Consider the following 24,834-nt stretch of genomic DNA (forward strand, 5'->3'; position numbering starts at 1 on the left):
AAAACATCCCCCAATATATTAGAGGATGCTTGCCATTACTTTTTTTTGATGATCCGATATGTTCTTGGAGGGGAAGCCACATAATCCCGATTATCCTGGTGAACACCCGCTCCTTGGGCCCTTTGCAGCATCCTTGTCCGCAATAGGGCTGCACGGTGCATTTGGGTCTCAAAGGAACGCAGGGAAATCTGGAATTCCATTTCCATTTTATTTGTAAAGTGGGCGATTGTAGTGGATAAGGTTGTTTTGCTTGTCTTCTCGATATGGTTAAGGGAGATCCAGGTACATTCGGGCTTTTTGGGTGACATGGTAGGAAAAAAGTACAAATCACTCATGGGGTCGATTGCAAGAGGGGATTTGTGCGTAACACCAGTCACCATTTTAGTTCCTGATTTTCTGCCTTCCATACTTGATCCGTAATAATGGCAGCTATCATCGATGATCTTTAGGGGAGGCAGGTCTACGTATATGTCCCCTTCCACTTCCATAATCTTAGAAAACACTTTTCCCTCTTCCTCAATAGGCAAGACAGCCATAGTGAAGCGATTGATTTCATACTCTGAAACTAATGTGACACTATTCTCCATATAATTCACCCTTCCGCTAAAAAATGATTCCCCTGGCTCCAAATAGAGCGAAAGAACCAGAAATTTGTCTATTTATGTATATTTTTACAAAACCAAGCCATAAAGTAAAGACTTTTTATATTTTTCTAAATATTTTTAATTTTTGTTGATTTTATGTGGTTTCCCAAATATACTATTAAAAAGGCTCGAGGTGAGGTACTCATGAAGAATGAGAAGTCTTATACGGAATTGATGAAGTCGAGAGTAATGAGCAAGAAGTTATCCGTTGAAGCCTATATGATGAATATTTATACCCAGATGATCATTGATGAATCGCTTTACCACTACCACAAGAATCTCCTCCAGGAAAGAATCGACCATGCCATCGACACTAAAGACCACAAGCAGTTTCATTCCTTAAGCGCCACATACAAAAAGTTCCTGACTGATTGGGGCGATTCCGCCTGATCCACCTTCAATAGGAAAGAGAAGAGTCCTTGAACGGATCTCTTCTCTTTTTATTTTCCTTTTAGAATTGTGCCTCTTCCGTTGAACCGGTCAGGGCTGTTGTGGAGGAATTCCCGCCTGAGACGACTTTTGCCACTTCATCGAAATAGCCTGTGCCCACTTCACGCTGATGTCGTGTTGCTGTATAGCCGTGCTTTTCACTGTCAAACTCCGCTTGTTGCAATTCCGAGTATGCTCCCATCCCGCGATCACGATACCCCCTAGCGAGCTCAAACATGCTGTGGTTCAGTGCATGGAATCCTGCAAGCGTCACAAACTGGAACTTATAGCCGAATGCTGCGATCTGCTGCTGGAAGGTCTCAATCGTTTCGTCATCCAATTTCGACTTCCAGTTAAAGGATGGAGAGCAATTGTAGGCAAGCAGTTTACCCGGGAATTGTGCATGTATGGCATCTGCAAAAGCTTTTGCCTGCTCGAGATTCGGCTCCGAGGTTTCGCACCAGATTACATCTGCATATGGTGCATAGGCCAATCCGCGGGCAATCGCCTGGTCAAGCCCGGCCTTAGTTCTAAAGAAGCCTTCTGGAGTCCGTTCTCCCGTCAGGAATGGATGATCATATTGGTCCACATCGCTAGTAATCAAATCAGCAGCATCCGCATCGGTTCTGGCAATCAAGACCGTCGGCACTCCCATAACGTCAGACGCCAGTCGCGCAGAGATCAGATTTTTCACTGCAGTCTGGGTAGGTAACAGGACTTTGCCCCCCAAATGCCCGCATTTCTTTTCCGAAGAAAGCTGATCCTCAAAATGAACACCTGACGCTCCGGATTCAATCATTCCCTTCATCAGTTCAAACACATTCAATTGCCCGCCAAAACCGGCTTCTGCATCCGCTACGATCGGAGCAAAATAATCGACTTCCTCTTTTCCTTCTAAGTATTGGATCTGGTCTGCACGCTGAAGCGCCTGGTTGATGCGCTTGACCACATGGGGAACGCTATTGGCAGGATACAGGCTTTGGTCCGGATACATATTTCCTGAAAGGTTGGCATCCGCCGCTACCTGCCAGCCGCTCAGATAGATGGCCTTTAAGCCCGCTTTTACCTGCTGGATCGCCTGGTTTCCTGTCAGAGCACCAAGTGCATGGACATAATCCTCCTTTGTAAGCAGATCCCAAAGTTTTTGTGCCCCTCTTTTCGCCAATGTATGTTCAATATCAATGGATCCCCGAAGCCTAAGGACGTCCTCTGCACTATATGGACGCACAACCCCATTCCATCTTGACTCAAGCTCCCAGCTTTCTTCTAACTTTGCCATTCTCTCTTCTCTTTTCATCTTTTCTCCTCCTTCATTATCTTGTAATCTATTAGTCTTCGAGCAAGCTGTATGCAGGAAGTGTTAAAAACTCGGCAAACTCTTCTTCTTTAATAAGGTTTTCAAACAGCACGACAGCCTGATCCAATTTACCTTGTGTGTAACGCTTTGGCCCGACTTTTTCCAGTATGGTCACCTTTTCCTCTTGAATGATCCCTTTTACAAGCTCAAGTGTAATATCGGTGCCATCCTCCAATTTCGCCTCGGGATGCCGTACCCATTGCCAGACCTGCGATCTCGAAATTTCCGCAGTTGCAGCGTCCTCCATCAGATTAAAGATGGGTACCGCTCCGTTTCCATCGAGCCATGCGGTGATATACTCGATGCCGACATGGATATTTTTCCGTAAACCCTCTTCCGTGATGGAGCCTTCTGGCAGTTTGACGAGTTCTGTTGCTTTTGCAAGGACATCTTCCCTTTTGCGATCAATCTGATTTGGCCCCTTCATATGTTCATTGAATACTTCCATGGCAACAGGCACCAGTGCAGGATGCGCCACCCAGGTGCCGTCATGGCCATCCTTCACCTCACGCAGCTTATCCTCCCTCACTTTGGAAAAAGCAAGTTCATTCGCCTTTTCATCGTTTTTGACCGGGATCTGTGCTGCCATCCCGCCGATTGCATGAGCACCACGTTTGTGGCAGGTTTTTATGACCAGTTGTGTATACGCTCTCATGAATGGCACTTCCATGGTCACCTGGCTTCTATCCGGAAGCAGGACTGATGGGGCGTGTCTGAACTTTTTGATGAAGCTGAAGATATAGTCCCATCTGCCGCAGTTCAATCCTGCAGCATGCTCCCGCAGTTCATAAAGGATTTCATCCATCTCAAAGGCTGCCGTGATCGTCTCGATCAGCACGGTGGCTTTGATGGTACCCTGTGGGATTCCAAGCTCCTGTTGCGCGAATACAAATACATCATTCCAAAGTCTCGCCTCTTGGTGGCTCTCGAGTTTCGGCAAGTAAAAATAAGGTCCGCTGCCGTTTTCAAGAAGCTGTTTTGCATTATGGTAAAAATAAAGTCCGAAGTCGAAGAGGCTTGCCGATACAGGTTCCTTGTCCAGAAGCACGTGCTTTTCTTCAAGATGCCAGCCTCTCGGGCGGACAAGCAGTGTTGCTATATCATCGTTAAGCTTGTATCTCTTGCCGTTTGCGGCCTCAAAATCAATGGCCCTTAAGTTTGCGTCCCTCAGATTGATCTGGCCATCCATGATATTGGACCAGGTCGGTGAGGTGGCATCCTCAAAGTCTGCCATGAACACCCTTGCCCCCGAATTCAACGCATGGATGATCATTTTCCTGTCCACAGGCCCGGTAATTTCCACTCTTCGATCCTGCAGGTCATGAGGAACTGGTGCGACTTGCCAATCCCCGTTTCTGATAGATGCAGTTGATTCAAGGAAATCCAATTTCGCTCCTTGATCGAGTTGATTCTGTTTTTGGATTCTTTCTTGAAGAAGCTCTTTTCTCCGGGTATTGAATGTTGCATGCAGCTTTGCAATAAAGATGAGTGCTTCCTGTGTTAATACAGTTTCATAGCCTTTTTTCCATTCTCCTGTTACCTCAATGCCTGATGTGTCTAGGTTCACGCTTCTAGCAACCTCCTTTGTTATGAAACAGTTAATATATTTGTATTGTATTATATAACAGAATGTTCAAAAAAATAAAGCCCTTTTTTGGATTTGTTTAGTAATTTTTTTCGACAAGGTGAATTCCACACAAACACCGCTGTTGATTTCCGCACTAGGCTACGCTTTCCGCGGGGCGATTGTGGAGCCTCCTCGGCTCTTCGCCTGTGGGGTCTCCACTAATCGCTACCTCCCGCAGGACAAGGAAGGCTGCGGCAGCGATACATCGCACGAAGAAAATGCTCGCATTTTCGAGGAGTCTTCGCCTATTGCTCCAATCAACAGCTAGATTCATAAAATCAAAAGTATTCCTTATTGAGCCATCAAAAAAAGAGGCAATAGGTTTCCCTACTCCTCTTCTTTCAAGTATTTTTCCAGATAGGAGATGCGGTCGACCATCGGCGGATGGGTGTATCTCAGGAATTTTACGAGTGCCGGCGGATGGACTTCACTGAGGCTGGACCTTGTTATCTCCTGGAATGCACCGATAGCAGCCTCGGCATCACCTGTCAGTTCGATGGCATAGACATCAGCCGTATGCTCCTGATGCCGTGACACCGCATTGGTGATGGGGCTTGCAACGAACAGCACAAGGGATAGCAGAAGCAGCAGCAATGGCAGTGAGGCGAGCTGTCCCAATCGCTTGATCTTAAGAGCCTCCCCCCACTTGCGGATTACGCTAGCTGCACACCAGTGAACAAGATAGAAGGCAAAAAAGGAGAAGACAATATAGCCTGAGATCCCGATCACCACATGGTTCATGACGAAGTGTCCCATTTCATGTGCCATGATGAAGAGGATCTCCTCCTCTTTGAGGCGCGTCAATAACGTGTCCCATAATACAATGCGTGAATTTCCTCCAACACCTGTTACATAGGCATTGATGCTGTTTGTCTTTTCCGACATATTCACTTCATATACCCTGTCCGCTGCAATATCCGATTCTGCAGCAAGCCCCAGGATTTTCTCTTCCAAATCCTTGTCCTGAAGCTCGGTGAAGTCATTGTACAACGGATCGATGACAACGGGCTGGATATACATGAGGAAGAAAACAAACGGAATGAACAACGCCCAGGCTGCCATCCACCACCTTTTCTCGAAGCGCCGGATCAGATAGTAGAGGACCGCCACAACGAGCCACATGATGAAGATCCCTTCCCAGAAGCTGACCAACTGATCGCGCATCCAGCCTGTAAAAGGTTGGACGGTGATATCATAGCTTTTCGAAAGACTGAACCGGAGATAGCTTAGCGGAAAGCTTGCGAGTGTGACGAAAAGCGTCAGCCAGAATACATAGATGCCGCCCTGGAGCCATGCGTACCGTGTCACCTTTTCCGACCATGTCTGGATAGCCCGCGCCCCTCCAAGCAAAATTAACAGGAAGTAGAGCACCCAATCGAACGGCAAGGATAGGAAATACATCAAATTGCGTATCTTGGAGTATTCGTCCACGAGCAGCATTTCCTCAGCCGTGAGAAACGTCCTCGGGTCCGCCTTCGTCCCGACCAGATCTGCCGGCAGGGAAGTATCCGCGCCAAACCAGAGATAATAGGCCATCAAAAGTGCATAAAGAATGTATCCGACTATCGTTCCAATAAGAATTCTTTTCAAGAACGCACCTCCCCACTTCCATACTATTCTATCGCCTAACTTGCCATTTTATAAGTCTGTCTGTACAAAAAAACACACATTGCCTTATGTGTGTTTCTTCAAGAAAAGCCTCGCTCGCTTCTTGTTCGCATATGTAAATAGCAGAACCGTCAGGAAGAACAGAACAAGCTGCAGTCCGATTTGATTCTTAGGCAGGAATTCACCAGTCAGGTTGAGGAATGTCCACAACACATGAAAAAGAAGGGAAAAACTTATAGCAAGCATAAGGATTACCACTTTGAATTTCTGGAATGTTTCACTGATGTTGAAATATTTTAATGACAAGGCAACCAATAAACCGCAGCCGACGAATAGAAGGGTTACTTGCCAATTCAGATGTGATAGCTCCTGTTCATTGTCAGCCAGAAAAAAATTATTATACCAGAAAAGATGAATCACCAATTGAAGGAGAAAAAAATAGAAGTGGAGTAAAGTATCCCCGACAATCAGCACAGAATTTAAAACTGTCTTATTATTCTTTCCCGGCATTTTCAACCCACCACCCATGAATATACACTCAGAGCGGCAATCGCACTGATGACAACCAAGATCACATTCGCCCCAAAATAGGCAACAACCAAGGCCACCGCACCGCCGATCACCCCATACATGATATCCTCATTGATGAGAAAAATCCCCGGTACGATCAGTGCCCCAAGTGTTGCATACGGGACATTTTTCAATACCGCCTGTACAAAAGGAGGAAGCTCCTTGCCCTGAAACATGACAAATGGGATAAGGCGCGGCAGATAGGTGACAACCGCCATGCCGAGAATCATTATGATGATCGTATTATTCATGGCTCTTCTCCCCCTCTTCTACAACATTACGGAATGTTATTTCGACTCCAACTGCACTGACGAGAGTGGCCAGCACGATGGACCAGCCCGGTGCAATTCCGAGGACCAAAGTGAATACAGTATTCAACATCGCAGCAATGCCTGCCAGTACAACCACTTTGCGATGCTTTTTAAAGGATGGGACAAGCAAGCCGACAAACATGGCATAGAGAGCCACCGCCATGCTTTCCTGCAGGGAATCAGGCAGGCTGCTTCCTATGGCATGGCCGATTCCGGAGCTTACGACCCAGCTTGAATAGGAGATGAAGATCACCCCGAACATATAACCTGTCCTGATTGTTCCTTCCTTTGTCGCTGCAACAGAAAAGGTTTCATCGGTAATGCCGAATGAATAGAGCGACTTCTTCCAAAGCTTCTCCTCCTCCACCTTTTCGTTCAGTGAAGCACTCATCAGAAAATGGCGGATGTTCAGGATGAACGTGGTCATGACAATCTCAAACACCCCCGAGCCAAGTACGATCATGTTCAGGCTCATATACTGAGCCGCTCCTGCAAAAACAAGGAGACTCATCATCACCGTTTCTGTTACTGTCAGCCCTGCCGATTTTGCCAGCAGGCCAAATGTGATCGCAATCGGGACATACCCGATCGCGATGCTGACACCCGCCTGCAGCCCGTTCCGGAAGGATGAACTGTTTCTCGTTGCAATAGTCGTTGCCACAGTGCATTTCCCCTATACCTGTCAATTTTGTTATCTATAAATATACTAATTGTCAGGAGGGATTGTAAAGAGTATTTCGAAAAACGTAATATTCTTTCTATGATACAGATTAGAATGAAAATTGTTAGAATGATTTTGTATAGTGTTAGAATGTTAAGCACAGTTGTTAGAATGTTGATGATTCGTGTTAGAATGTTTAGTCCTTCTGTTAGAATGATGAAGAAATCTGTTAGAATGTCCTGAAAAGACTTCAATTTTTTCTTCCAAGAAAGTGGGATTCTATCAATTCATTCATTTTTTTCTATCAAACCTTAGACTTTTCTAGCAAACAAGCTATTTATTCTACCAAACCACATCATAATTCTACTAATCAATCGGCTTTTCTACCTATCTCGTTTTTACACAAAAAGAGCTGCCCGAAAGTCAGCAGACTTTTGGACAGCTTCTTTCTCTTATTTCCCTTTAAACTCCGGTGCCCGTTTCTCCCCGAACGCCACCAATGCTTCCACCCTGTCTTCAGTCGGAATGATCACTTCATAGGCTTTGCGCTCGATCTGCAAGCCTGTCTGCATATCGACACCCATCCCTTGCCTGATGGCAAACTTGGCCTGTTGAAGTGCAATTGGACCATTTTTCAGCATTTCATGGGCAAGCTCCATGGCAACATCCAGTACTTGGGAGCTTTCATCCACAAGTCTCGTGATCAGTCCGAAGCCGTTCGCCTCGATCCCTGTGAAGCGTCTTGCCGTCAGGATCAGCTCCATCGCCTTTGCTTCCCCTATGATTCTCGGAAGACGCTGCGTCCCTCCTGCACCCGGGATGATGGCAAGGCTCGTTTCTGTCAGTCCCATTTTCACGTCGCGTGCCGTGACACGGAAATCACATGCCAGAAGAAGCTCCATCCCGCCTCCGAATGCATAGCCGTTGATCGCGGCAATCGTCGGCTGCGGCAGGTCGGCGATGCGGTTGAACACATCCCCGATCTTATACACATTTCGTCGTACCTGCTGCTCTGTCAGGCCTCTTCTTTCCTTCAGATCAGCACCGACACTGAACGCCTTTTCACCGGCTGCCGTCACAACGACAACCCGCACCTCCGCATTCGTACGCAGCTCTTCCGCCACAAGGCCAAGCTCAACCAGCATATCGTAATTAAACGCGTTCATCGCATCTGGGCGATTAAGCGTGACAGTCGCAATATGATCCTTGACTTCCACCTGTATAAAATTCATGTCTGTTCCCTCCCCGAGATTGTTAGCGGTTACAAAATTCGCTATTTTTATAGATTCTCTAAGGAGTCGAAATATCCTCTTATACTCCCAGCTTTTCTTTCAAAGCCCTTCTGAGGATCTTCCCGGTCGTATTCTTTGGCAGCTCCTCCAAGAACTCAATGGAACTTGGCACCTTATACTTCGCCAAGCGTTCTGCACAATAAGCGAGCAGCTCCACTTGTGCCACCGGTTGATCTGTCACGACGAAACACTTTACCGCTTCACCGAGCTCGGGGTCAGGCACCCCAACGACTGCCACTTCCACCACATTTTCATGGCTGTAAAGCACTTCCTCGACTTCACGAGGGTACACATTGTAGCCGCCAACAATAATCATGTCCTTTTTGCGGTCGACGATGTAGAAATAGCCTTCGTCATCCATTGTTGCAAGGTCACCGGTGTAGAGCCAGTTATCTCGGATGGCGTGTGCTGTTTCTTCCGGCATCTTGTAATAGCCCTTCATGACATTCGGTCCGCGTACCACAAGCTCTCCCACTTCACCAGGAGCAACCTCTTCCGCAAGTTCGTTTACGACCTTGTTCTCTACGTTCACGATCGTCGTACCGATTGAACCTGGTTTTCTTGGCTTATCCAACGGGTTGAAGCATGTAACAGGTGATGCTTCGGAAAGGCCATAGCCTTCAGAGATGATGACCTGGTATTTCTTTTCAAAGTTCTGCAAGAGGGCAACAGGCATGGAAGCACCGCCACTGATGCAAAGTCGCAGTGATTTCAGGTCCTCCACATCGCCCTGGGATTGCAAGAGGAAGTTGTACATCGTCGGCACACCGGCAAACACGGTTGCTTCGTATTTTTTCACCGTTTCAAAGATGGCCTGCGGGCTGAACCTTGGCACGATGATCACGGTTGCTCCATTCATCAACGGGGCATTCAGCGCCACTGTCAAACAGAAGACATGGAACATCGGCAAGGTTGCCACGACCTTGTCACTGTCATTCATTTTCAAAAAGTCCGCAGAGTCCTTGGCATTGCGGTACAGATTCTTATGTGTCAGCATCGCACCCTTAGGTTTTCCGGTAGTTCCGGACGTGTAAAGGATCACTGCCACATCGTCATCCTGCAATTCAGGGCCTTCATACATGAAGCTTCCATTTGCCATGATGCTTGTAAACGATTTCATTTTAGGGAAAAGGGAAAGCTGTTCAACCGGGAAGTTCTTCGCTTTTTCCTTTCCATCCGGTGTTTCGCAAATGATGTAGGTTTCTGTATCTGGTAAGTAATGGTGAAGCTTTTCAAATAGTGGAACAAGAAGGTCTAAGGTGATGACAGCTTTTACATCGCCGTCTCTTAAAATGTAGCTCAGTTCATCTGGTGTGTAGATGGGATTGATCGGAACGACCGTTGCGCCTAGGCGTGCGGCACCGTATAAGCCGACAATAAAATACGGGGAGTTCCCTACCACAAGTGCAATGTGGTCCCCCTTTTTGATGCCCATTGCTTCAAGTCCTGAAGCGAAGGCATTGATTGCAGCATTCAATTCCGCATATGTTTTGGAATCCCCTTCAAAAACATACGCCTCTTTCATCGGGTTCGTTTTAGCCGTAAGTGCTAGTTGTGACGAAATATTCATTGTTTCATCTCCCCTTGCTATTTATTGAATGAATGACCATTCATTTATCTCCCACTAACAATTATAGTAGATTGCTAGAGTTCTGTCATTAAATTATGTCTATAAAATTAAAATATTCAGATAAGATATTTCACTATAGAAAAGAACGTGAAGCCCACTGCCCCACGTTCCCAAAATTAGTATATTAGATCAAGCAATTCTTCACGTGTTATATTCCCGAAATAATGTTTCACATCTACTGTTTCGATCGCTTGGGCTATTTCAGCTTTCTCATATTTGACGCCAATCAGCAGCTCTTCGATTTCACTGACATCCCCGACACCAAAGAAGTCTCCGTAAATTTTACAGTTTTCGATTTTCCCCTTTGTCACATCAAGGCGGATATCAATCTGTCCGACTGGGAATCTGTGCGAATGCTGCAGATTGAACTTTGGTGATTTTCCATAGTTCCAGTCCCAATTCTGATAGCGTTCCTTCGATAGCTCATGGATGTTCTTCCAATCCTCTTCCGTCAGTTCATACTCCGGAATATCCTTCGTCTTGAAAATCGCCTCCAGAAGAAGCTGGCGGAACTGCTCGATGGTGATGTCCTCTTTCAGGAATTCCTTGATATTCGCCACACGGCTCCGGATCGACTTGATTCCCTTCGATTCGATTTTATCCTTTTTCACATTGAGTGCAGAAACAACATGCTCGATCTCGGAATCGAATAATAATGTCCCATGGCTGAACATGCGACCCTTTGTGGAAAACTGTGCATTCCCGGAGATTTTGCGGCCCTCTGCAAGGATATCATTGCGTCCGCTCATTTCCGCATCAACGCCAAGGCTCTTCAACGCTTCCACGACAGGCGCGGTGAACTTTTTGAAATTGTGGAAGCTCTCTCCGTCATCCTTTGTAATGAAACTGAAATTCAGGTTCCCATGGTCATGATAAACCGCTCCCCCGCCGGATAGGCGACGGACGACATGGATGCCATTGTCCTCGACATATTTCGTATTAATCTCTTCCACACTGTTCTGATTCTTCCCGATGATGATGGAAGGCTCGTTGATGTAGAACAATAGATAGGTATCCTCGATATCAAGATTTTTCAGTGCGTACTCCTCGATTGCCAGGTTGATCCTTGGATCGGTAATTCCCTTATTATCAATAAAAAGCATCATTTATTTTCCACTCTCCCATGTATATCCTTTATGTGCCAGTGTGATTTCACCCTTATAGATGGATGAAGCCTCCTCCACCAGCTGCTCGATGTTTCCGAAATGTGGCAGATGCGTAAGCAACAGCTTTTGCACACCGGAATCCCTTGCCACCTTTGCAGCATCATGGCTGTTCATATGACCTGCAGCCTGTCCATTCTGATGGGCATACAGATTGCACTCGCAGATCAAAAGGTCCGCATCCTTTGTAAAAGGCACGAAAGATTCCTGATAGCTTGTATCTGCTGTATAGACAAAAGAGCCCTCATCGGTCGTGACCTTCATCGCATAGCATGGAACCGGATGCGCCGTCTTCAAGAACTCGATGGAAAAAGGCCCAACCTGAAGAATCTGCGCGGGATCGTACGCCACACCCTTTGTATACTCTTTATGATCCAAAGAGGCAAATCCCTGCATATCCTCCTGATGTCCATAGATCGGCAGCTGTGTCACCGATTTGCCCATATAGAAGGAAATAAGTCTTGCAAACTGCAGCGGCCCGATGTCTGCCACATGATCATGATGATAATGCGACAGGATGACAGCATCAAGCTCTGTGACTTCTATGTAATTCTGGAGCTGTGCTAATACACCGCTTCCGCAATCAATCAGTAAACGAAAACCATCATGCTCGACTAAATACCCGCTTGTTGCACTATTTGCAGCCGGATATCCGCCCCAATACCCTACAACCGTAAGCTTCAACGCCACATCACCCTTTACCTGTTACTTTTCAAAATAAGAATACCATACCCACACCCATTTTCCTATTTTACAGTTTGTATTAAAACAGCTGTTGACAGGACAAGTTCTGTTATAATACAATAACATTAAATAACAAAACGGAGGGTGATAACATGTTGATTAAAAGTACAGAATTTTTCAAAACCTTACCACCTAAAAAATGCGTAGAATGCAAAAAAACAATGGATGAACAGCACGAGTGCTACGGCAACCATTGCAACGAATGCATGTCCAACCAATTAAAATAGCAAACTACCAACAGGGTATCCGATGGGTACCCTGTTTTATTTTGGAAAAAACACTCCTGTTATGGTAGAACTAAAATAGAAGGCAATTGAAAACCAAAGGAGTACATATTATGAAAGAAAACCATGAAGAAAAACCCAGCTTCAAACCATTTGTGGACTTGATCCTTTCCACTAACATCCCGAAGCTGGCACTGACTCTCGGATTGATCGGCAGCATATTGACCACTTTTGTCGGTCTCGCCATCCCTTTGCTGACCAAGCAGCTGGTTGACGGGTTTTCAGTAGACTCCCTCAGCATCTGGCTCATCGTAACGATCGGAGTCGTCTTTATTGTTCAGGCGGTGATTGACGGCTTTTCCACTTATCTTCTTGCATATGTGGGGCAGAAAATCGTTTCACGACTACGGGAAATGATGTGGCACAAGCTGATCCGCCTGCCTGTCAGCTATTATGACAAGCAGAAAAGCGGGGAATCGGTCAGCAGGGTCGTCAATGATACCGGGATAGTCAAGGACTTGATTTCACAGCATTTCCCTCAGTTCATTACAGGAATCATTTCCATAATAGGCGCAATCATCATCTTGCTCATCATGGACTGGAAGATGACCCTTCTTATGCTTATTTCTGTTCCAGTCACCACTATTATCATGATTCCCCTCGGCAGGAAAATGGCATCCATCTCCCGTGGACTTCAGGATGAAACGGCCAATTTCACCGGCAGCATTCAACAGACACTGAGCGAGATCCGCTTGATGAAGGCCTCCAACGCGGAAAAGGCTGAAGCTGCGAAAGGGATTGATGGAATTGGAAGGCTTTTGACCTTTGGTTTAAAGGAATCCCGAATTTTTGCCATGATCGGCCCTTTGATGTATCTGATCATCATGGCTGTCATCGTTGTCATCATCGGGTATGGCGGGATCCGGGTGGCAGAGGGTTCCATGACAACCGGTGCGCTTGTCGCGTTCCTGCTCTATCTTTTCCAGATCATCTATCCCATCACCTCCTTCACGATGTTCTTTACCCAGCTTCAAAAAGCCAAAGGTGCCACTGAACGGATCATCGATATTTTGAATCTGGAAGTGGAAGAGGGACAGGAAGGATTGGATATAGACATTACGGACTTGCCTGTACGCGTTGAGGGAATCTCGTTTTCCTATAATGAGGACGAGCCGATTTTAAATCATGTTACCTTTGAAGCCGAACCGGGCACCATGGTGGCCTTCGCTGGTCCAAGCGGCGGAGGGAAATCAACGATGTTCGGGCTGCTGGAACGATTCTATGAACCTACTTCCGGGGAAATCCTTGTCGGCGACACACCAATCCATGACCTTTCCATGGAATCCTGGAGAAGCCAGATCGGCTATGTTTCCCAGGACAGTCCCATGATGGCCGGGAAAATCCGCGACAATCTGACGTACGGATTGAGTGATGCTTCAGATATCCCTGATGATCGCTTATGGGAAGTGGCAAAGATGGCCTATGCGGACCAGTTCATTGCCGAGTTTCCAAAAGGCTTGGACACCGAGGTCGGTGAGCGTGGGGTCATGCTCTCTGGTGGTCAGCGCCAGCGAATCGCCATCGCCCGCGCTTTCCTCCGAGACCCGAAGATACTTATGATGGACGAAGCGACCGCAAGTCTCGACAGCCAATCCGAAGCAATCGTGCAGCAGGCACTCACGAGACTGATGGAAGGCCGCACCACCTTTGTGATCGCCCATCGATTGTCGACCATTGTGCATGCAGATAAGATCGTTTTTATTGAAAAAGGAAGGGTGACTGGTGTGGGGACGCATCAGGAACTGATTCGGAGCCACGGCTTATACCGGGAGTTTGCGGAGGTGCAGCTTGCTTAAAAATATTACCCATTTAGGACTGGCTTTTATAGAGGCTGGTCCTTTTTTTATTGAAAAGTGATATCTCTATGAGTTTATGGACAAACAAAATAAGGGATTTTATTAAAACATAGTTGTACTTTCAAAAAATTCGATATATTGTAAAAAAAGATATATAGAACATAATTATTTACGGGGGAATCGGAATGGCTCAGACAGTATTAAGAAAAGGCTCCAAAAAGAGTATTTTATTGAAGGTTTCAGGAATTCTTATCTTATTTCTACTACTTCTTTCTGCAATAGGGACTTATTCCTTAAATGCCTACATCAATGATAAAACGGTACCCGTTAAGAATACTTTAGTGGCTTCAGGAGAATCAAAGAATCTATTGGCCATTTTTGCTCATCCTGACGATGAGATCATGGCTGCCGGGACTTTGCACAAACTTGCAGATGAAGGAGTAAATATCACACTTTTATACCTAACTAAGGGGGAAGCTGGACCTACAGGCGGTATTGTTTCGCAAGATGAATTAGGCGCCGAACGTGAAAAAGAAACAAAGAAAGTAGCGGAAATATTGAATGTGGAACACCTTGAAATACTTGATTATCCTGATGGTGGATTAGTTGAAGCAGATCAGGCAGCAATAAAGAAAAGTATTACAGATATCATTAGGCAAACAAAGCCATCTACAGTTATTACATTCGATGATACTGTTGGGCTATATGGACATGCGGATCATCTTCTTACAGGGAAACTTGTAAAAGAGATATTACTAGAAGAGTCCTATGGCGTAGAGCGTTTTTATCAAATGACACTTCCACAACCTATGATTGATACTGCTTTGAAAATTTCAAAAACCTTCCAGGAAAGATATCCCACAGATCCAAAAGACGGTCTGCCTCAACCAACAGTGGCAATAAAAATGGCATCTGAAGCAAGAGAAAAGATCTCCGTAGTTAAAGCCCATAAAACACAATGGGAGGTTACCGGAGATGTCCAGCCATTACATGATAAACTCCCTTACTGGATTTATTATCGGATTTTCGATCGTGAATATTTTGCCGAGGTGGAGTTGGATTAGATACTAAACACAAAAAAGCGCACCATCCCCACAGTGCGCTTTTTCGTGTTCTATTCTATACGTAAACCCCTTGTTTGACCGTTGATTCCCGAACGATGAGTTCGAGATCGTATTCGTATATTTCTTTGTGGCGGAAGCGTTTGGAGCGGACTTTTTCCATCATGACCTGGAAGGCTTTGCGCGCCATGTCCTCGATCGGCTGGTTGACGGTTGTGATGGACGGTTCGACGAGCTCGGTGATTGCCTGGTTGTCGAATCCTACAACTGCGAGGTCCTCCGGAATCTTTACTCCATGTCGCTTTGCTTCTGTAATGATGCCGGCAGCCACTTCATCCCCGCCTGTGAAGACGGCGGTCGGCTTTTCTTTCAGTGTGAGCATATCACGAAGAATTCTGCGGCCGTCCTCGATGGTGAAGGCGTCCCCAAAGGTGAACTCTTCTTGAAATGGTACATTGAATTCCGCCAGCGCCTTACGGAAGCCAGCTTCACGGCATTGCGCCACATTGCTTTTGTATCCCCCGGTACAGTAGGCAATCTTGCGGTGACCAAGCTCGAGCAGATGCTTGGTGGAAATGTATCCCCCATATGTCTGATCAAGGCGGACGGATGGTACTTGGGCACCTTCTTCAAACTCATTGCATAAAACGATCGGACCATATTCAAGGAAAGGTTCGATCACATTCCAATCGTTCTGGATCGAGGATAGGATGATGCCGTCGACCTGCCTGGTTTTCAGCAGGTTCAGGTAATCCAATTCCTTTTTCTTGGAATATTTCGTCTGACAGATGATAAGCTGATAGCCGTTCTCCGCCGCTGCCATTTCCATTCTTTCAATCAGTTCACTGAAAAATGGATTCATGACCCGCGGGATCAAGAGGGCAATCATCTCTGTCTTTTGACTGCGTAAACTTCTTGCAGAGGAGTTCGGGACATACCCAAGCTCACTCATCGCATTCATGACAAGCACTCGCTTCTTCTCCGACACATACGGGTGGTTATTGATGACACGGGAAACAGTCGTTCTCGATAACCCTGCTAGTCTTGCTACATCTTCTATTGTTGCCACGAGTCTCCCCACCTAACTAGAATTTAATATGTTAGAAGAATGATTGAAATCGTTTTCATAACTACTAGTATAAAAGGAAATGTAAGTGTTTTCAACATGTTTTTTACATTTCAGGCGGAAAATCGGTCCTGGGGAGATGGAAAATAATTCTTTTACTGGTATAGGAATGATGGATCGGGCGCGCTGGTCTCGAGTTCGTGCGGAACATGGGAGAGTTGATGCCGAACTGGGGCGAGTTCGTGCGGAACGGTGGCAAGTTCGTGCCAAACTGCCAAAAGTTCATGCCGAACCAACCTTCACAAAAAAAGAGCCCAGCATCCAGCCGGGCTCCACCTCCATTATTCTTCTATCAATCTACCTATTTTCTTGAATCTAACTACAAAGTACATCCATGTCCCGACCATCAGCACGCCCATGAATCCTGCGAGGACCGCTGCATTCTCCCACATGAAGCCGAAGTCGCCGCTCGAGATCACCGCTTTAAAACCTGACACCGAATAGGTCATCGGCAGGAATGCGTTAAATACCTGCAGCGCACCAGGGATCAGCTCCAATGGGAAGGTCCCGGCGCTTGTTGTCAGCTGAAGGATCAAGATGATGATCGCAACAAATCTTCCAGGGTCCCCTAGCAGTGTCACAAGGAATTGCACTAGTGCAATATATGCCAAGGATGTCAGGATACTGAACACCACAAACAATGGAACGCTCTGCACCTCAATGCCAAGGCCAAACAGCAGAACAGCATCCGCTAGAAGCGCCTGTATCACACCTACCGCAGAAACCACACTAAGTTTACCAAGGAACCATCCGGTACCAGAACTTGGAATCCCGACAGTGTCGCGTAATGGATAGACGATGGACAGCAGCAGGGCTCCGACAAACAATCCAAGTGATAAAAAGTACGGTGCAAATCCTGTTCCGTAATTAGGAACACCATTGGCAACCTCTGACTTCACTTTTACTGGATTTGCGAACATCCCGAAAGTATCTTCATTTCCTTTGACTTCACCTGCCTGATCGGCAGCATCCGCAAGCTTGGACTCCAGTTCCTGTGAACCTTCCCCTAGCTGACCGATTCCATCATTTAAAGCGGAGGAGCCTTCAGCAAGCTTCGATGTACCTTCACTGAATTGCTTCGATCCATCATCAAGTGTCCCCATACCAGAAACCAACTCTTTTCCTCCGGCAGAAAGCTCGCGGCTTCCATCAGCAGCATAAGTCAGGCCCTCACCGAATTTGGCCATGCCTGAACTCAACTCCGCCTGGCCTTTAAGCAATTCATTTGTCCCTGCCGTCAATTTTCCGGACCCATCAACAAGTGCAGCCAACCCTTCTGAAAGCTGTGCTTCACCGCCGGCAAGCTTAGCCAATGACGCCTCGGAGACTGTCAAGCCGCCTTGCAGCTCACGCACCCCGCCGTCCAATGCAGCCATGCCTTGAGAAAACTGATCGGAACCTGCAACAAGCTCCTTCAGATATGCCTCAATGACAGCGCGCTCCTCTGGAGACGCAGCTTCCAAAACCGGCTGCAGCACTGTTTCAAATTCTTTCATGCTTAAAGCAAACTGCTCTGCCTTTACAACAGCTCCTGAAGTCTTCTCCTGCAACGCGGCTCCGCCTGCTGAGAGCTTTTTCGATCCTTCATGAAGCTGGGAACTTGCACCGGCAAGCTGTTGCTGGGAGCTGTATGCCTTCTCTAGACCAGCCTGGGTTGCTGCGGCACCTTCACTCAACTCTCTTGTTCCAGCAAGCGCCCGCTCCGCTCCATCGGCAAGTTTTCCATGCCCTTCTTTTAGCTCACCCAAGCCACTTGCAAGCTTTTCATTCCCGATATACATTTCCTGGACACCGCCATAGGCCTTTGCCACCCCTTGGCTGAAGCTGATCGATTTTTCAGCTGCCTGACTCAGAGCTTCCTTCAAATCACCCGAGCCTGATTGAATTTCCGCAACACCTTCATTCAGTTGATGTGTCCCATCTGCCGCCTGTGAAAATCCGTCACCTAGCTTCTCGATATTGGCAAACATCTCCTCCGCATAGGTGGACGTCAATTCGTTTGACACTTCCTCCTTGATTTTCTCGACCGCGGTTGACCCGATCTGCGCAGAGAGGAAGTTGTAGCTTTCATTCGGTACATATTTCAATTCCATCGGAAAGGGCTTTTCATCCAGAAGCGTCGTTGCCCGCTTCGAAAAGTCTTCCGGTATCTCAATCACCATATAATATTTCTGATTTTCCAGGCCTTGATAAGCCTCGTCTTTATTCACAAACTCCCATTGGAACGAAGGATTATCCTTCAGATTCTTCGAGAGATCGTCCCCTATCGCGAGGTCCACCTCTTCGAATTGAGCTCCTTCGTCAAGGTTCACGACCGCAACCGGCAGGTCATCCAATCTTTCATAGGGATCCCAGAATGCCCAGAGGAACATCCCGCTGTACATCAATGGAATGAAAAGCACTGCCAGCACCGGGATCAATATCTTTTTATTTGTAAAATGATCCTTCCATTCCGCTCCGATAAAATTTTTCATTGTTGAATACCTCCCGTAAACTATATGACCATTTTTCTCATCTGGTCATTTTTTCCCAAATAGATAAGGATCATCAGACTGACAATCCTTTGAAAAAGTAGAGCTCAAAAAGCTCTTCGATTTTTTCTTTTGATAAAGCTTCGTGATTTTTTTCCCAATCCACAACAAGGGCCAGATAGAATTTCAGCATTAAAAATGCCGTTACCTCCGAGTCGCAAGGAATGATTTCGCCTTTTGAGATGGCCGTTTCAATCTTATCCTGTATATATGCAACGATGACCTTTTCGACCTTTTGCAGCTCCTCTTTTACAATGGGAGTGCCCAGCTCTTTTTCTTCCTGGATCAATTTCACTGTAAGCTTATGCTCTTTCCTGAATTCAAGAATCCGGACGAGTGCCCGGTGAGCATTTTCGTAAAAGGTCAGTTCAGGGGCGATTGCCCTGTCCGCTACATCCCTCATCTCACAAATGATCGTGGAGACTATTTCACCAAATAGTTCTTCCTTGTTCGAATAAAAGTTGTAGATTGTCCCTTTTCCTACATTTGCAATTTTGGCAACCTGATCCATGGTCGTGGCTTTATAGCCGAACATAGAAAAGGATTTTGCTGCCGCTTCCTTGATGATTTGTTTTTTATCCATCGTAATGGTCCCCTTTTATCTATATGACCAGAATTCAAATCCGGTCACTTCGTCATCATTATATTCCCTGTTCATAAAAATTGCAATAGAAAAAGGGGGATTACATCCGAAAAATGCAATCCCCCTTCACTATTTACACCGTAACCGGCTGATTCTGGTAGTACTTCAAAATGGTCGCTACGGCCGCTTTTCCTTGATCGATGCAATCCGGCAGTCCCACTCCTTCAAAGGAGCTTCCTGCAAGATAAACGCCTGGCATATCCGCTGCAAGACGCCCGTTGATTTCACGCAGCATCTTCTTATGGCCGACAGCATATTGAGGCATGGCCTGCTTCCATCTGCTCACAATGGTGAAATCAGGCTCTGCATGGATGTCCATGATTTTATTCAGGTCATCGAGCACCACCTGCTTGATTTCCTCATCACTCTGCTCGACTATAGCTTCTTCTCCCGCTCTGCCGACATAGCAGCGCAATAGGATTTTCCCATCTGGTGTCGTATGTGGCCACTTTTTATGGGTCCACGTACATGCCGTGATGGTGTAGTCGCTGTTACGGGAGACAACAAAGCCGGTACCATCGATATCATGCTTGATGGCAGAAGAGTCAAATGCCATTGCCACTGTTGCCACACTCGTTGCATCCATCTCTGTGAGTGGCGCCAGATAGTCAGCATGCGGCAGCATGCATGCAGTTGCAAAATGTGGTGTGGTGATGACCACATGATCAGCTTTCAGCGTTTTTCCGTTACTTAATGAAACGTGGTAGTGATACTTGTCCTTCTTCACTATTTCATCCACTTTTACAGCCTTCTGGACCTTCACATCGTTCAAGCTGTCCTCCACCGCATCAACAAGTGACTGCAAACCGCCCGTCAGTGTCTGGAACATGCCTTTTTTGTTCTTCGGCTGATTGGCAGGACGCTTTGGCGTTGTCTGCTTCATTCCTAAAATCAAACTGCGGTACTTCTGCTCCACCTGCTGGAATTGCGGAAAGGTTGCCTGCAGGCTGAGTTTATCGATATCCCCTGCATAGATGCCTGATAACAATGGCTCTATCAGGTTTTCGACAACCTCATCACCAAGTCTTCTGCGGAAAAAGGATCCAAGTGACTGATCTTCCCCATTTCCTGAAGAAGGCATGATAAGGTCAGCCGCTGCCCTCATTTTCCCCATTGGAGAAAATAGGCCGGTTGTGACAAATGGCGTCAGCTTTGTCGGAATGCCCATCACCGCACCCTCAGGCATCGGGTAAAGCTTTCCTTTCAACAGGATATGGGCTGTCCCTGTTGCGTTATTGGTCAATTTGCTTTCAAGGCCTACATCCTTGGCCAATTGGCCGGCGCTGACCTTTCTCTCCAAGAAAGAATCCGGACCGCGCTCAATGGTAAAGCCGTCTTTTTTCACCGTCTGTATTTTCCCGCCTAATCGGTTGCTCGCTTCAATCAATGTAATCTCTATATCTAACTTTTTCTCTAACATTTCTTTTTGAAGATAATAGGCGGCAGAAAGGCCTGTAATCCCTCCACCGATGATGACAACCCTTCTTTTCTCCTCGTTCATGGTTTCATCGCCTTCTTTACTATTTTACTGATTGTGCTTTTTCAATTCTTCCAATACGACCGTTGCCATCGCATCCACAAACTGTGGCTGGGTGTTAGGCATTTCCGGGCGATAGTACTTGGCACCGATTTCGTCAGTGACGACCTTGCACTCGATATCATTGTCATAGAGGACTTCAAGATGATCGGATACGAATCCTACCGGCGTGTAGACGAAGGAAGTATATCCTTTTTCCTCATGAAGGTCGCGGGTGATATCCTGAACATCGGGACCTAACCATGGATCTGGTGTGTTTCCTTCACTTTGCCATGCGATCACATAGTTATCGACACCTGCACCCTTGGCGATCAAATCTGCTGTTTCCTGAAGCTGATCACGATAAGGATCTCCCATTTGAAGGATTTTTTCAGGCAGACTGTGCGCAGAAACGATCAGCACCGCCTTCTCTCTTTCGGCACTATCCATGCCTTGGAACGTTTCCTTGACGCGTTTTACCCAATAGTCGATGAATTTCGGCTCGTCATACCAGCTCTCTACAGAGTAGATTGCCGGGCCGCCGATCTTCTCCGCTTCTTCCTGTGCGCGTCCGTTATAGGATTTCACGCTGAATGTGGAGAAGTGAGGCGCAAGCACGATGCTGACCGCTTCCTTGATTCCATCATTATGCATCGCTTGGACTGCATCTTCCACGAAAGGCTCGATATGCTTCAATCCGAGATACACTTTGAATTCGATATCATCCTGGATGGAATTTAAGTGTGCGCCAAGTGCATTCGCCTGGTCTTCCGTGATTCTTGCAAGAGGGGAAATGCCCCCGATTGCATCATAGCGGTCCCTCAGATCCTGCAGCATTTCATCGGATGGCTTTCTGCCGCGTCGGATATGTGTGTAATAACGCTCCAGGTCTTCTTCTTTATATGGCGTGCCGTATGCCATGACCAATAGGCCCATTGTCTTTTTTGCCATGTGTTCTACACCTCGTTCTATTATTCTTTATAGGATAAAGCCATTATTTCTTAGAAGAATAGTCGTGTACGAATTGTGCCAGACGTTTCAATGTGTCAGGATTCACTTCCGGGAATACGCCGTGACCAAGGTTGAAGATGTAGCCAGGCTGCTGCATCCCTTGATCCAGGATAGCTTTCGCTTTTTCCTCGATCACTTCCCATGGAGCAAGAAGAATGGACGGATCCAGATTTCCTTGGACAGTTTTTGTGATGCCGCGCTGTCTTGCTTCTGCGATCGGAAGTCTCCAGTCAAGTCCCACTACATCCAACGGAAGGTCATGCCATTCGTTAGCCAAGTGGCTCGCACCGACACCGAACATGATCAACGGTACATTTTCCTCTTTTAAAGAAGAGAAGATGCGGTTCATGACAGGCTTGATGAAGTAGCGGTAATCTTCTACATTCAAAGCACCAACCCAGCTATCAAAAATCTGGATCGCTTTTGCTCCTGCATTGATCTGTGATTTCACATAAGTGATCGTCATATCAGCCAGTTTATCCATTAATGCGAACCATGCTTTCGGTTCCGCATACATGAATGCTTTTGTCTTGTTGTAGTTTTTGGAAGGACCGCCTTCGATCATATAGGAAGCAAGTGTAAATGGCGCCCCCGCGAATCCGATCAGTGGCACGTCCAATTGTTCCTGTGTCAATAGCTTGATTGTATCAAGTACATAAGGAACGTCCTCTTCCGGGTTGATTTCCCCAAGCTTCTCTACGTCCTGAACGGAACGGATCGGATTATCGATGACAGGGCCGATTCCTGATTTGATTTCAACATCCACGCCGATAGCCGGCAGCGGACTCATGATATCCTTATACAGGATCGCAGCGTCGACATTATATTGATCGACCGGTAGCTTAGTAACGTATGCACATAGCTCAGGCTGATGTGTGATTTCAAACAGGGAGTACTTCTCTTTGATTTTTCTATATTCAGGCTGTGAACGGCCTGCTTGCCTCATATACCATAAAGGAACATGATCCGTTTCTTCCCCTCGACATGCTTTTAAAAATGTATCATTGAACTTGCGTTGATTCACTGTGATGACCCCTTCCGTCTATCGATTGATTCTCTTTTATTTCGTTTCACTTCTGTCATTTAACACTATACCTATTATTGTAAGGAAAGTATAGAATTAGCGCCCATTGTTCATAAAATAGACGATTTATTTAGGCTCTTTTCGTACATTTATTTATGAAGCGGCAATAGGATCTTTACGATCGTCCCTTTATTTTCCTGACTTTGTATCGAAACGGCCCCACCATGGTTCTCAATGATCTTCATGCTGACCATCAGCCCAAGGCCCGTCCCTTGCTCTTTTGTCGTGAAAAAGGGTTGTCCTATCCTTTCGATCAGATCAGAGGGAATGCCTGTCCCTTCATCCTCTATCAGGAGATAAATGAAATTCTGCTCTTTTTTCACCTTGATACGGATCTTTCCACCTTCAGGCATGGCTTCTATTCCGTTTTTTATCGTATTGATCAAAACCTGCTTGATTTGGTTAGGCTCACAATCAATCCATATGGCAGCTTCTTCATGCTCCACTAAAAGCTCCACCTTGTGCAGCAGGGCTTCGCTCTCAAGGAAATCGGTCACCTGGAAGATCAGCTCCAATAGATTCTGGTTTTTGATCTTGACTGCCTGGGGTTTTGCAAGCGCCATAAATTCATTGGTGATCTGGTTGATGCGATCGAGCTCTTTTTGCATGATATTAAAATAATACGGGTCCGGGATGGTCCGCTGCTGAGCCAGGAGCTGAACGAATCCTTTCAGGACGGTCACCGGATTGCGGATTTCATGGGCCACACCAGCTGCCAATTCCCCGATGACGGAAAGCTTTTCCGACTGCATCAGCGCCTCTTCCGTCCGTTTCTTATCCGTAATATCCTCCATCAGGAAGATAAGTGCGATGATTTTTCCTCTTGGATTTTTTATCGGTGTAACCGTGACTTTCACTTCAAGCGATAAAATGCCAGGAGACGTTGCGGTCTCGAAAGTAACATTCTTTTTTTCTTCCATACTATTTAATAGTGTGGACAGATTTTCCTTTTTGGTGAAAGGTAGAAAATCAGTTCTCTCCCCTACAACATCATCTGCACGTATTTGAAAGATATTTTCAAAGGAGGCATTGATTTGAAGCACCTCACCATTAAGATCATACACCCCGATCGCATCGGTTGTATTGGTGAAGTACGCCTCCAAGTATTCCTTGGTGGAAAGCAGTTCACGCGATGTCTCTTTTTCCTTTTCCTCTGCCCTTAGACGGAACCGTTCGTTCAAAGTGCTAGAAAACAGGAGATAGACGGTTACAAATAGTGTAAACAACAAAAAATAGACAACATCCACTTTGATATTTTCATAAAATACTGTGTGAAAATAAAAGAAATAAAAATAGGTCAAAGTAACAAGAGTTATGGCACTAGCCAAGAGGGTAGGCATGATCCTGTTGTATACCGAGGACATGATGAGAGGCATCGTCAAGAATATGTAATTGATAACATCTTTGTCCAGGTATGCGACCACCCAAAATGGCAAAAAGGATGTACAGACAATCACATACATCCCTATTTTTGCAAGCCTTGGTTGTAAAACAAAATAAAGGGTCACGCTGCAGCCAACCAAAGACAGGAGTATCACAGGCAGTACGATGCTTGGAAATACAAATAGATTGGTGATTGTATCAAGAATGGACAGCGTGACGAAAACAATAAGTAAAAGTTTGTTCCTTTTATGGATCATTGCAAGCTGAACATTTGTGTCTTTCTTTTCCAGATTCCATTGTTCGGCTAATCGCAGGTAGAAGCCAGTAAAAAAGTTAGGTTGGTATGGTTTCATTTCCTTGTTT

The 24,834-nt window shown here is 46.2% G+C and carries 22 protein-coding genes; 4 read left to right on the forward strand and 18 right to left on the reverse strand.

The genetic code is table 11. The features are described 5' to 3' along the window. Nucleotides 1-35: 35 nt before the first annotated feature. Nucleotides 36-587: a competence protein ComK gene (locus JOC95_RS12540; protein WP_204416725.1), complete on the reverse strand. Its 552-nt coding sequence runs from the start codon at nucleotides 585-587 to the stop codon at nucleotides 36-38. A 201-nt stretch (nucleotides 588-788) separates the two neighbouring features. On the opposite strand from JOC95_RS12540, the gene JOC95_RS12545 reads away from it, so the two are divergent. Further along, the gene (locus JOC95_RS12545; RefSeq protein WP_204416727.1) at nucleotides 789-1,034 is read left to right on the forward strand and encodes an IDEAL domain-containing protein; all 246 of its coding nucleotides are present in this window, start codon (nucleotides 789-791) and stop codon (nucleotides 1,032-1,034) included. Nucleotides 1,035-1,095: 61 nt separating this feature from the next. Here JOC95_RS12545 and aceA read toward each other — a convergent pair whose 3' ends face one another. The 10 genes from aceA to JOC95_RS12595 form a co-directional block, all read right to left on the reverse strand. Next, nucleotides 1,096-2,370 (reverse strand): isocitrate lyase, encoded by a 1,275-nt coding sequence (aceA, locus tag JOC95_RS12550; RefSeq protein WP_204416729.1) that lies wholly within the window; start codon nucleotides 2,368-2,370, stop codon nucleotides 1,096-1,098. A 31-nt stretch (nucleotides 2,371-2,401) separates the two neighbouring features. Continuing rightward, nucleotides 2,402-3,997, reverse strand: coding sequence for a malate synthase A (aceB, locus tag JOC95_RS12555; RefSeq protein ID WP_204416731.1), 1,596 nt, complete (start codon nucleotides 3,995-3,997; stop codon nucleotides 2,402-2,404). A 387-nt stretch (nucleotides 3,998-4,384) separates the two neighbouring features. Beyond that, the gene (locus tag JOC95_RS12560) at nucleotides 4,385-5,647 is read right to left on the reverse strand and encodes a M48 family metallopeptidase (protein ID WP_204416733.1); all 1,263 of its coding nucleotides are present in this window, start codon (nucleotides 5,645-5,647) and stop codon (nucleotides 4,385-4,387) included. Nucleotides 5,648-5,731: 84 nt separating this feature from the next. Continuing rightward, the gene (locus tag JOC95_RS12565; RefSeq protein ID WP_204416735.1) at nucleotides 5,732-6,175 is read right to left on the reverse strand and encodes a hypothetical protein; all 444 of its coding nucleotides are present in this window, start codon (nucleotides 6,173-6,175) and stop codon (nucleotides 5,732-5,734) included. Between the two features lie 2 nt (nucleotides 6,176-6,177). Beyond that, nucleotides 6,178-6,486 carry an AzlD domain-containing protein gene (locus JOC95_RS12570; protein ID WP_204416737.1) on the reverse strand — a complete coding sequence of 103 codons (309 nt, stop codon included), beginning with the start codon at nucleotides 6,484-6,486 and terminating at the stop codon, nucleotides 6,178-6,180. Next, on the reverse strand, nucleotides 6,479-7,207 hold the full coding sequence (locus JOC95_RS12575) for an AzlC family ABC transporter permease (RefSeq protein WP_204416739.1): 729 nt from the start codon (nucleotides 7,205-7,207) through the stop codon (nucleotides 6,479-6,481). The genes JOC95_RS12570 and JOC95_RS12575 overlap by 8 nt, the downstream gene beginning before the upstream one ends. A gap of 452 nt (nucleotides 7,208-7,659) precedes the next feature. Further along, nucleotides 7,660-8,439, reverse strand: a complete 780-nt coding sequence (locus tag JOC95_RS12580; RefSeq protein WP_204416741.1) for an enoyl-CoA hydratase-related protein — start codon at nucleotides 8,437-8,439, stop codon at nucleotides 7,660-7,662. Between the two features lie 79 nt (nucleotides 8,440-8,518). Further along, entirely contained in the window at nucleotides 8,519-10,069 is a 1,551-nt protein-coding gene (locus JOC95_RS12585; protein ID WP_204416743.1) for a fatty acid--CoA ligase family protein, read from the reverse strand. A gap of 176 nt (nucleotides 10,070-10,245) precedes the next feature. After that, nucleotides 10,246-11,232, reverse strand: a complete 987-nt coding sequence (locus tag JOC95_RS12590; RefSeq protein ID WP_204417289.1) for a lipoate--protein ligase — start codon at nucleotides 11,230-11,232, stop codon at nucleotides 10,246-10,248. A gap of 3 nt (nucleotides 11,233-11,235) precedes the next feature. Beyond that, nucleotides 11,236-11,976 carry an MBL fold metallo-hydrolase gene (locus JOC95_RS12595; RefSeq protein ID WP_204416745.1) on the reverse strand — a complete coding sequence of 247 codons (741 nt, stop codon included), beginning with the start codon at nucleotides 11,974-11,976 and terminating at the stop codon, nucleotides 11,236-11,238. A 152-nt stretch (nucleotides 11,977-12,128) separates the two neighbouring features. Here JOC95_RS12595 and yhfH point away from each other — a divergent pair, with 152 nt between their 5' ends. From yhfH to JOC95_RS12610, 3 genes are all read left to right on the forward strand, one after another. Continuing rightward, a complete protein-coding gene (gene yhfH, locus JOC95_RS12600; protein WP_204416747.1) occupies nucleotides 12,129-12,263 on the forward strand; it encodes a protein YhfH in 135 nt (44 codons plus the stop codon). A 110-nt stretch (nucleotides 12,264-12,373) separates the two neighbouring features. Then, nucleotides 12,374-14,116 carry an ABC transporter ATP-binding protein gene (locus tag JOC95_RS12605; protein WP_204416749.1) on the forward strand — a complete coding sequence of 581 codons (1,743 nt, stop codon included), beginning with the start codon at nucleotides 12,374-12,376 and terminating at the stop codon, nucleotides 14,114-14,116. Between the two features lie 185 nt (nucleotides 14,117-14,301). Continuing rightward, complete coding sequence (locus JOC95_RS12610; protein ID WP_204416751.1) at nucleotides 14,302-15,180, forward strand: PIG-L deacetylase family protein; 879 nt, start codon at nucleotides 14,302-14,304, stop codon at nucleotides 15,178-15,180. A 55-nt stretch (nucleotides 15,181-15,235) separates the two neighbouring features. On the opposite strand, the gene JOC95_RS12615 is transcribed toward JOC95_RS12610, so the two are convergent. From JOC95_RS12615 to JOC95_RS12645, 7 genes are all read right to left on the reverse strand, one after another. Continuing rightward, the gene (locus tag JOC95_RS12615) at nucleotides 15,236-16,246 is read right to left on the reverse strand and encodes a substrate-binding domain-containing protein (RefSeq protein ID WP_204416753.1); all 1,011 of its coding nucleotides are present in this window, start codon (nucleotides 16,244-16,246) and stop codon (nucleotides 15,236-15,238) included. A gap of 338 nt (nucleotides 16,247-16,584) precedes the next feature. Then, nucleotides 16,585-18,777 (reverse strand): YhgE/Pip domain-containing protein, encoded by a 2,193-nt coding sequence (locus JOC95_RS12620; protein ID WP_204416755.1) that lies wholly within the window; start codon nucleotides 18,775-18,777, stop codon nucleotides 16,585-16,587. Between the two features lie 73 nt (nucleotides 18,778-18,850). Then, nucleotides 18,851-19,423: a TetR family transcriptional regulator gene (locus tag JOC95_RS12625; protein WP_204417291.1), complete on the reverse strand. Its 573-nt coding sequence runs from the start codon at nucleotides 19,421-19,423 to the stop codon at nucleotides 18,851-18,853. 127 nt (nucleotides 19,424-19,550) lie between these two features. Continuing rightward, nucleotides 19,551-20,978 (reverse strand): protoporphyrinogen oxidase, encoded by a 1,428-nt coding sequence (gene hemY / locus JOC95_RS12630; RefSeq protein ID WP_204416757.1) that lies wholly within the window; start codon nucleotides 20,976-20,978, stop codon nucleotides 19,551-19,553. A 24-nt stretch (nucleotides 20,979-21,002) separates the two neighbouring features. Further along, nucleotides 21,003-21,944, reverse strand: a complete 942-nt coding sequence (gene hemH, locus JOC95_RS12635; protein WP_204416759.1) for a ferrochelatase — start codon at nucleotides 21,942-21,944, stop codon at nucleotides 21,003-21,005. Between the two features lie 43 nt (nucleotides 21,945-21,987). Continuing rightward, nucleotides 21,988-23,028 (reverse strand): uroporphyrinogen decarboxylase, encoded by a 1,041-nt coding sequence (gene hemE, locus JOC95_RS12640; protein ID WP_204416761.1) that lies wholly within the window; start codon nucleotides 23,026-23,028, stop codon nucleotides 21,988-21,990. Nucleotides 23,029-23,177: 149 nt separating this feature from the next. Next, nucleotides 23,178-24,824 (reverse strand): ATP-binding protein, encoded by a 1,647-nt coding sequence (locus JOC95_RS12645; RefSeq protein WP_204416763.1) that lies wholly within the window; start codon nucleotides 24,822-24,824, stop codon nucleotides 23,178-23,180. Between the last annotated feature and the right edge of the window lie 10 nt (nucleotides 24,825-24,834).

The sequence above is a fragment of the Sutcliffiella tianshenii genome (genome assembly GCF_016908565.1).
GTDB classification, from domain to species: domain Bacteria; phylum Bacillota; class Bacilli; order Bacillales; family Bacillaceae_I; genus Sutcliffiella_A; species Sutcliffiella_A tianshenii.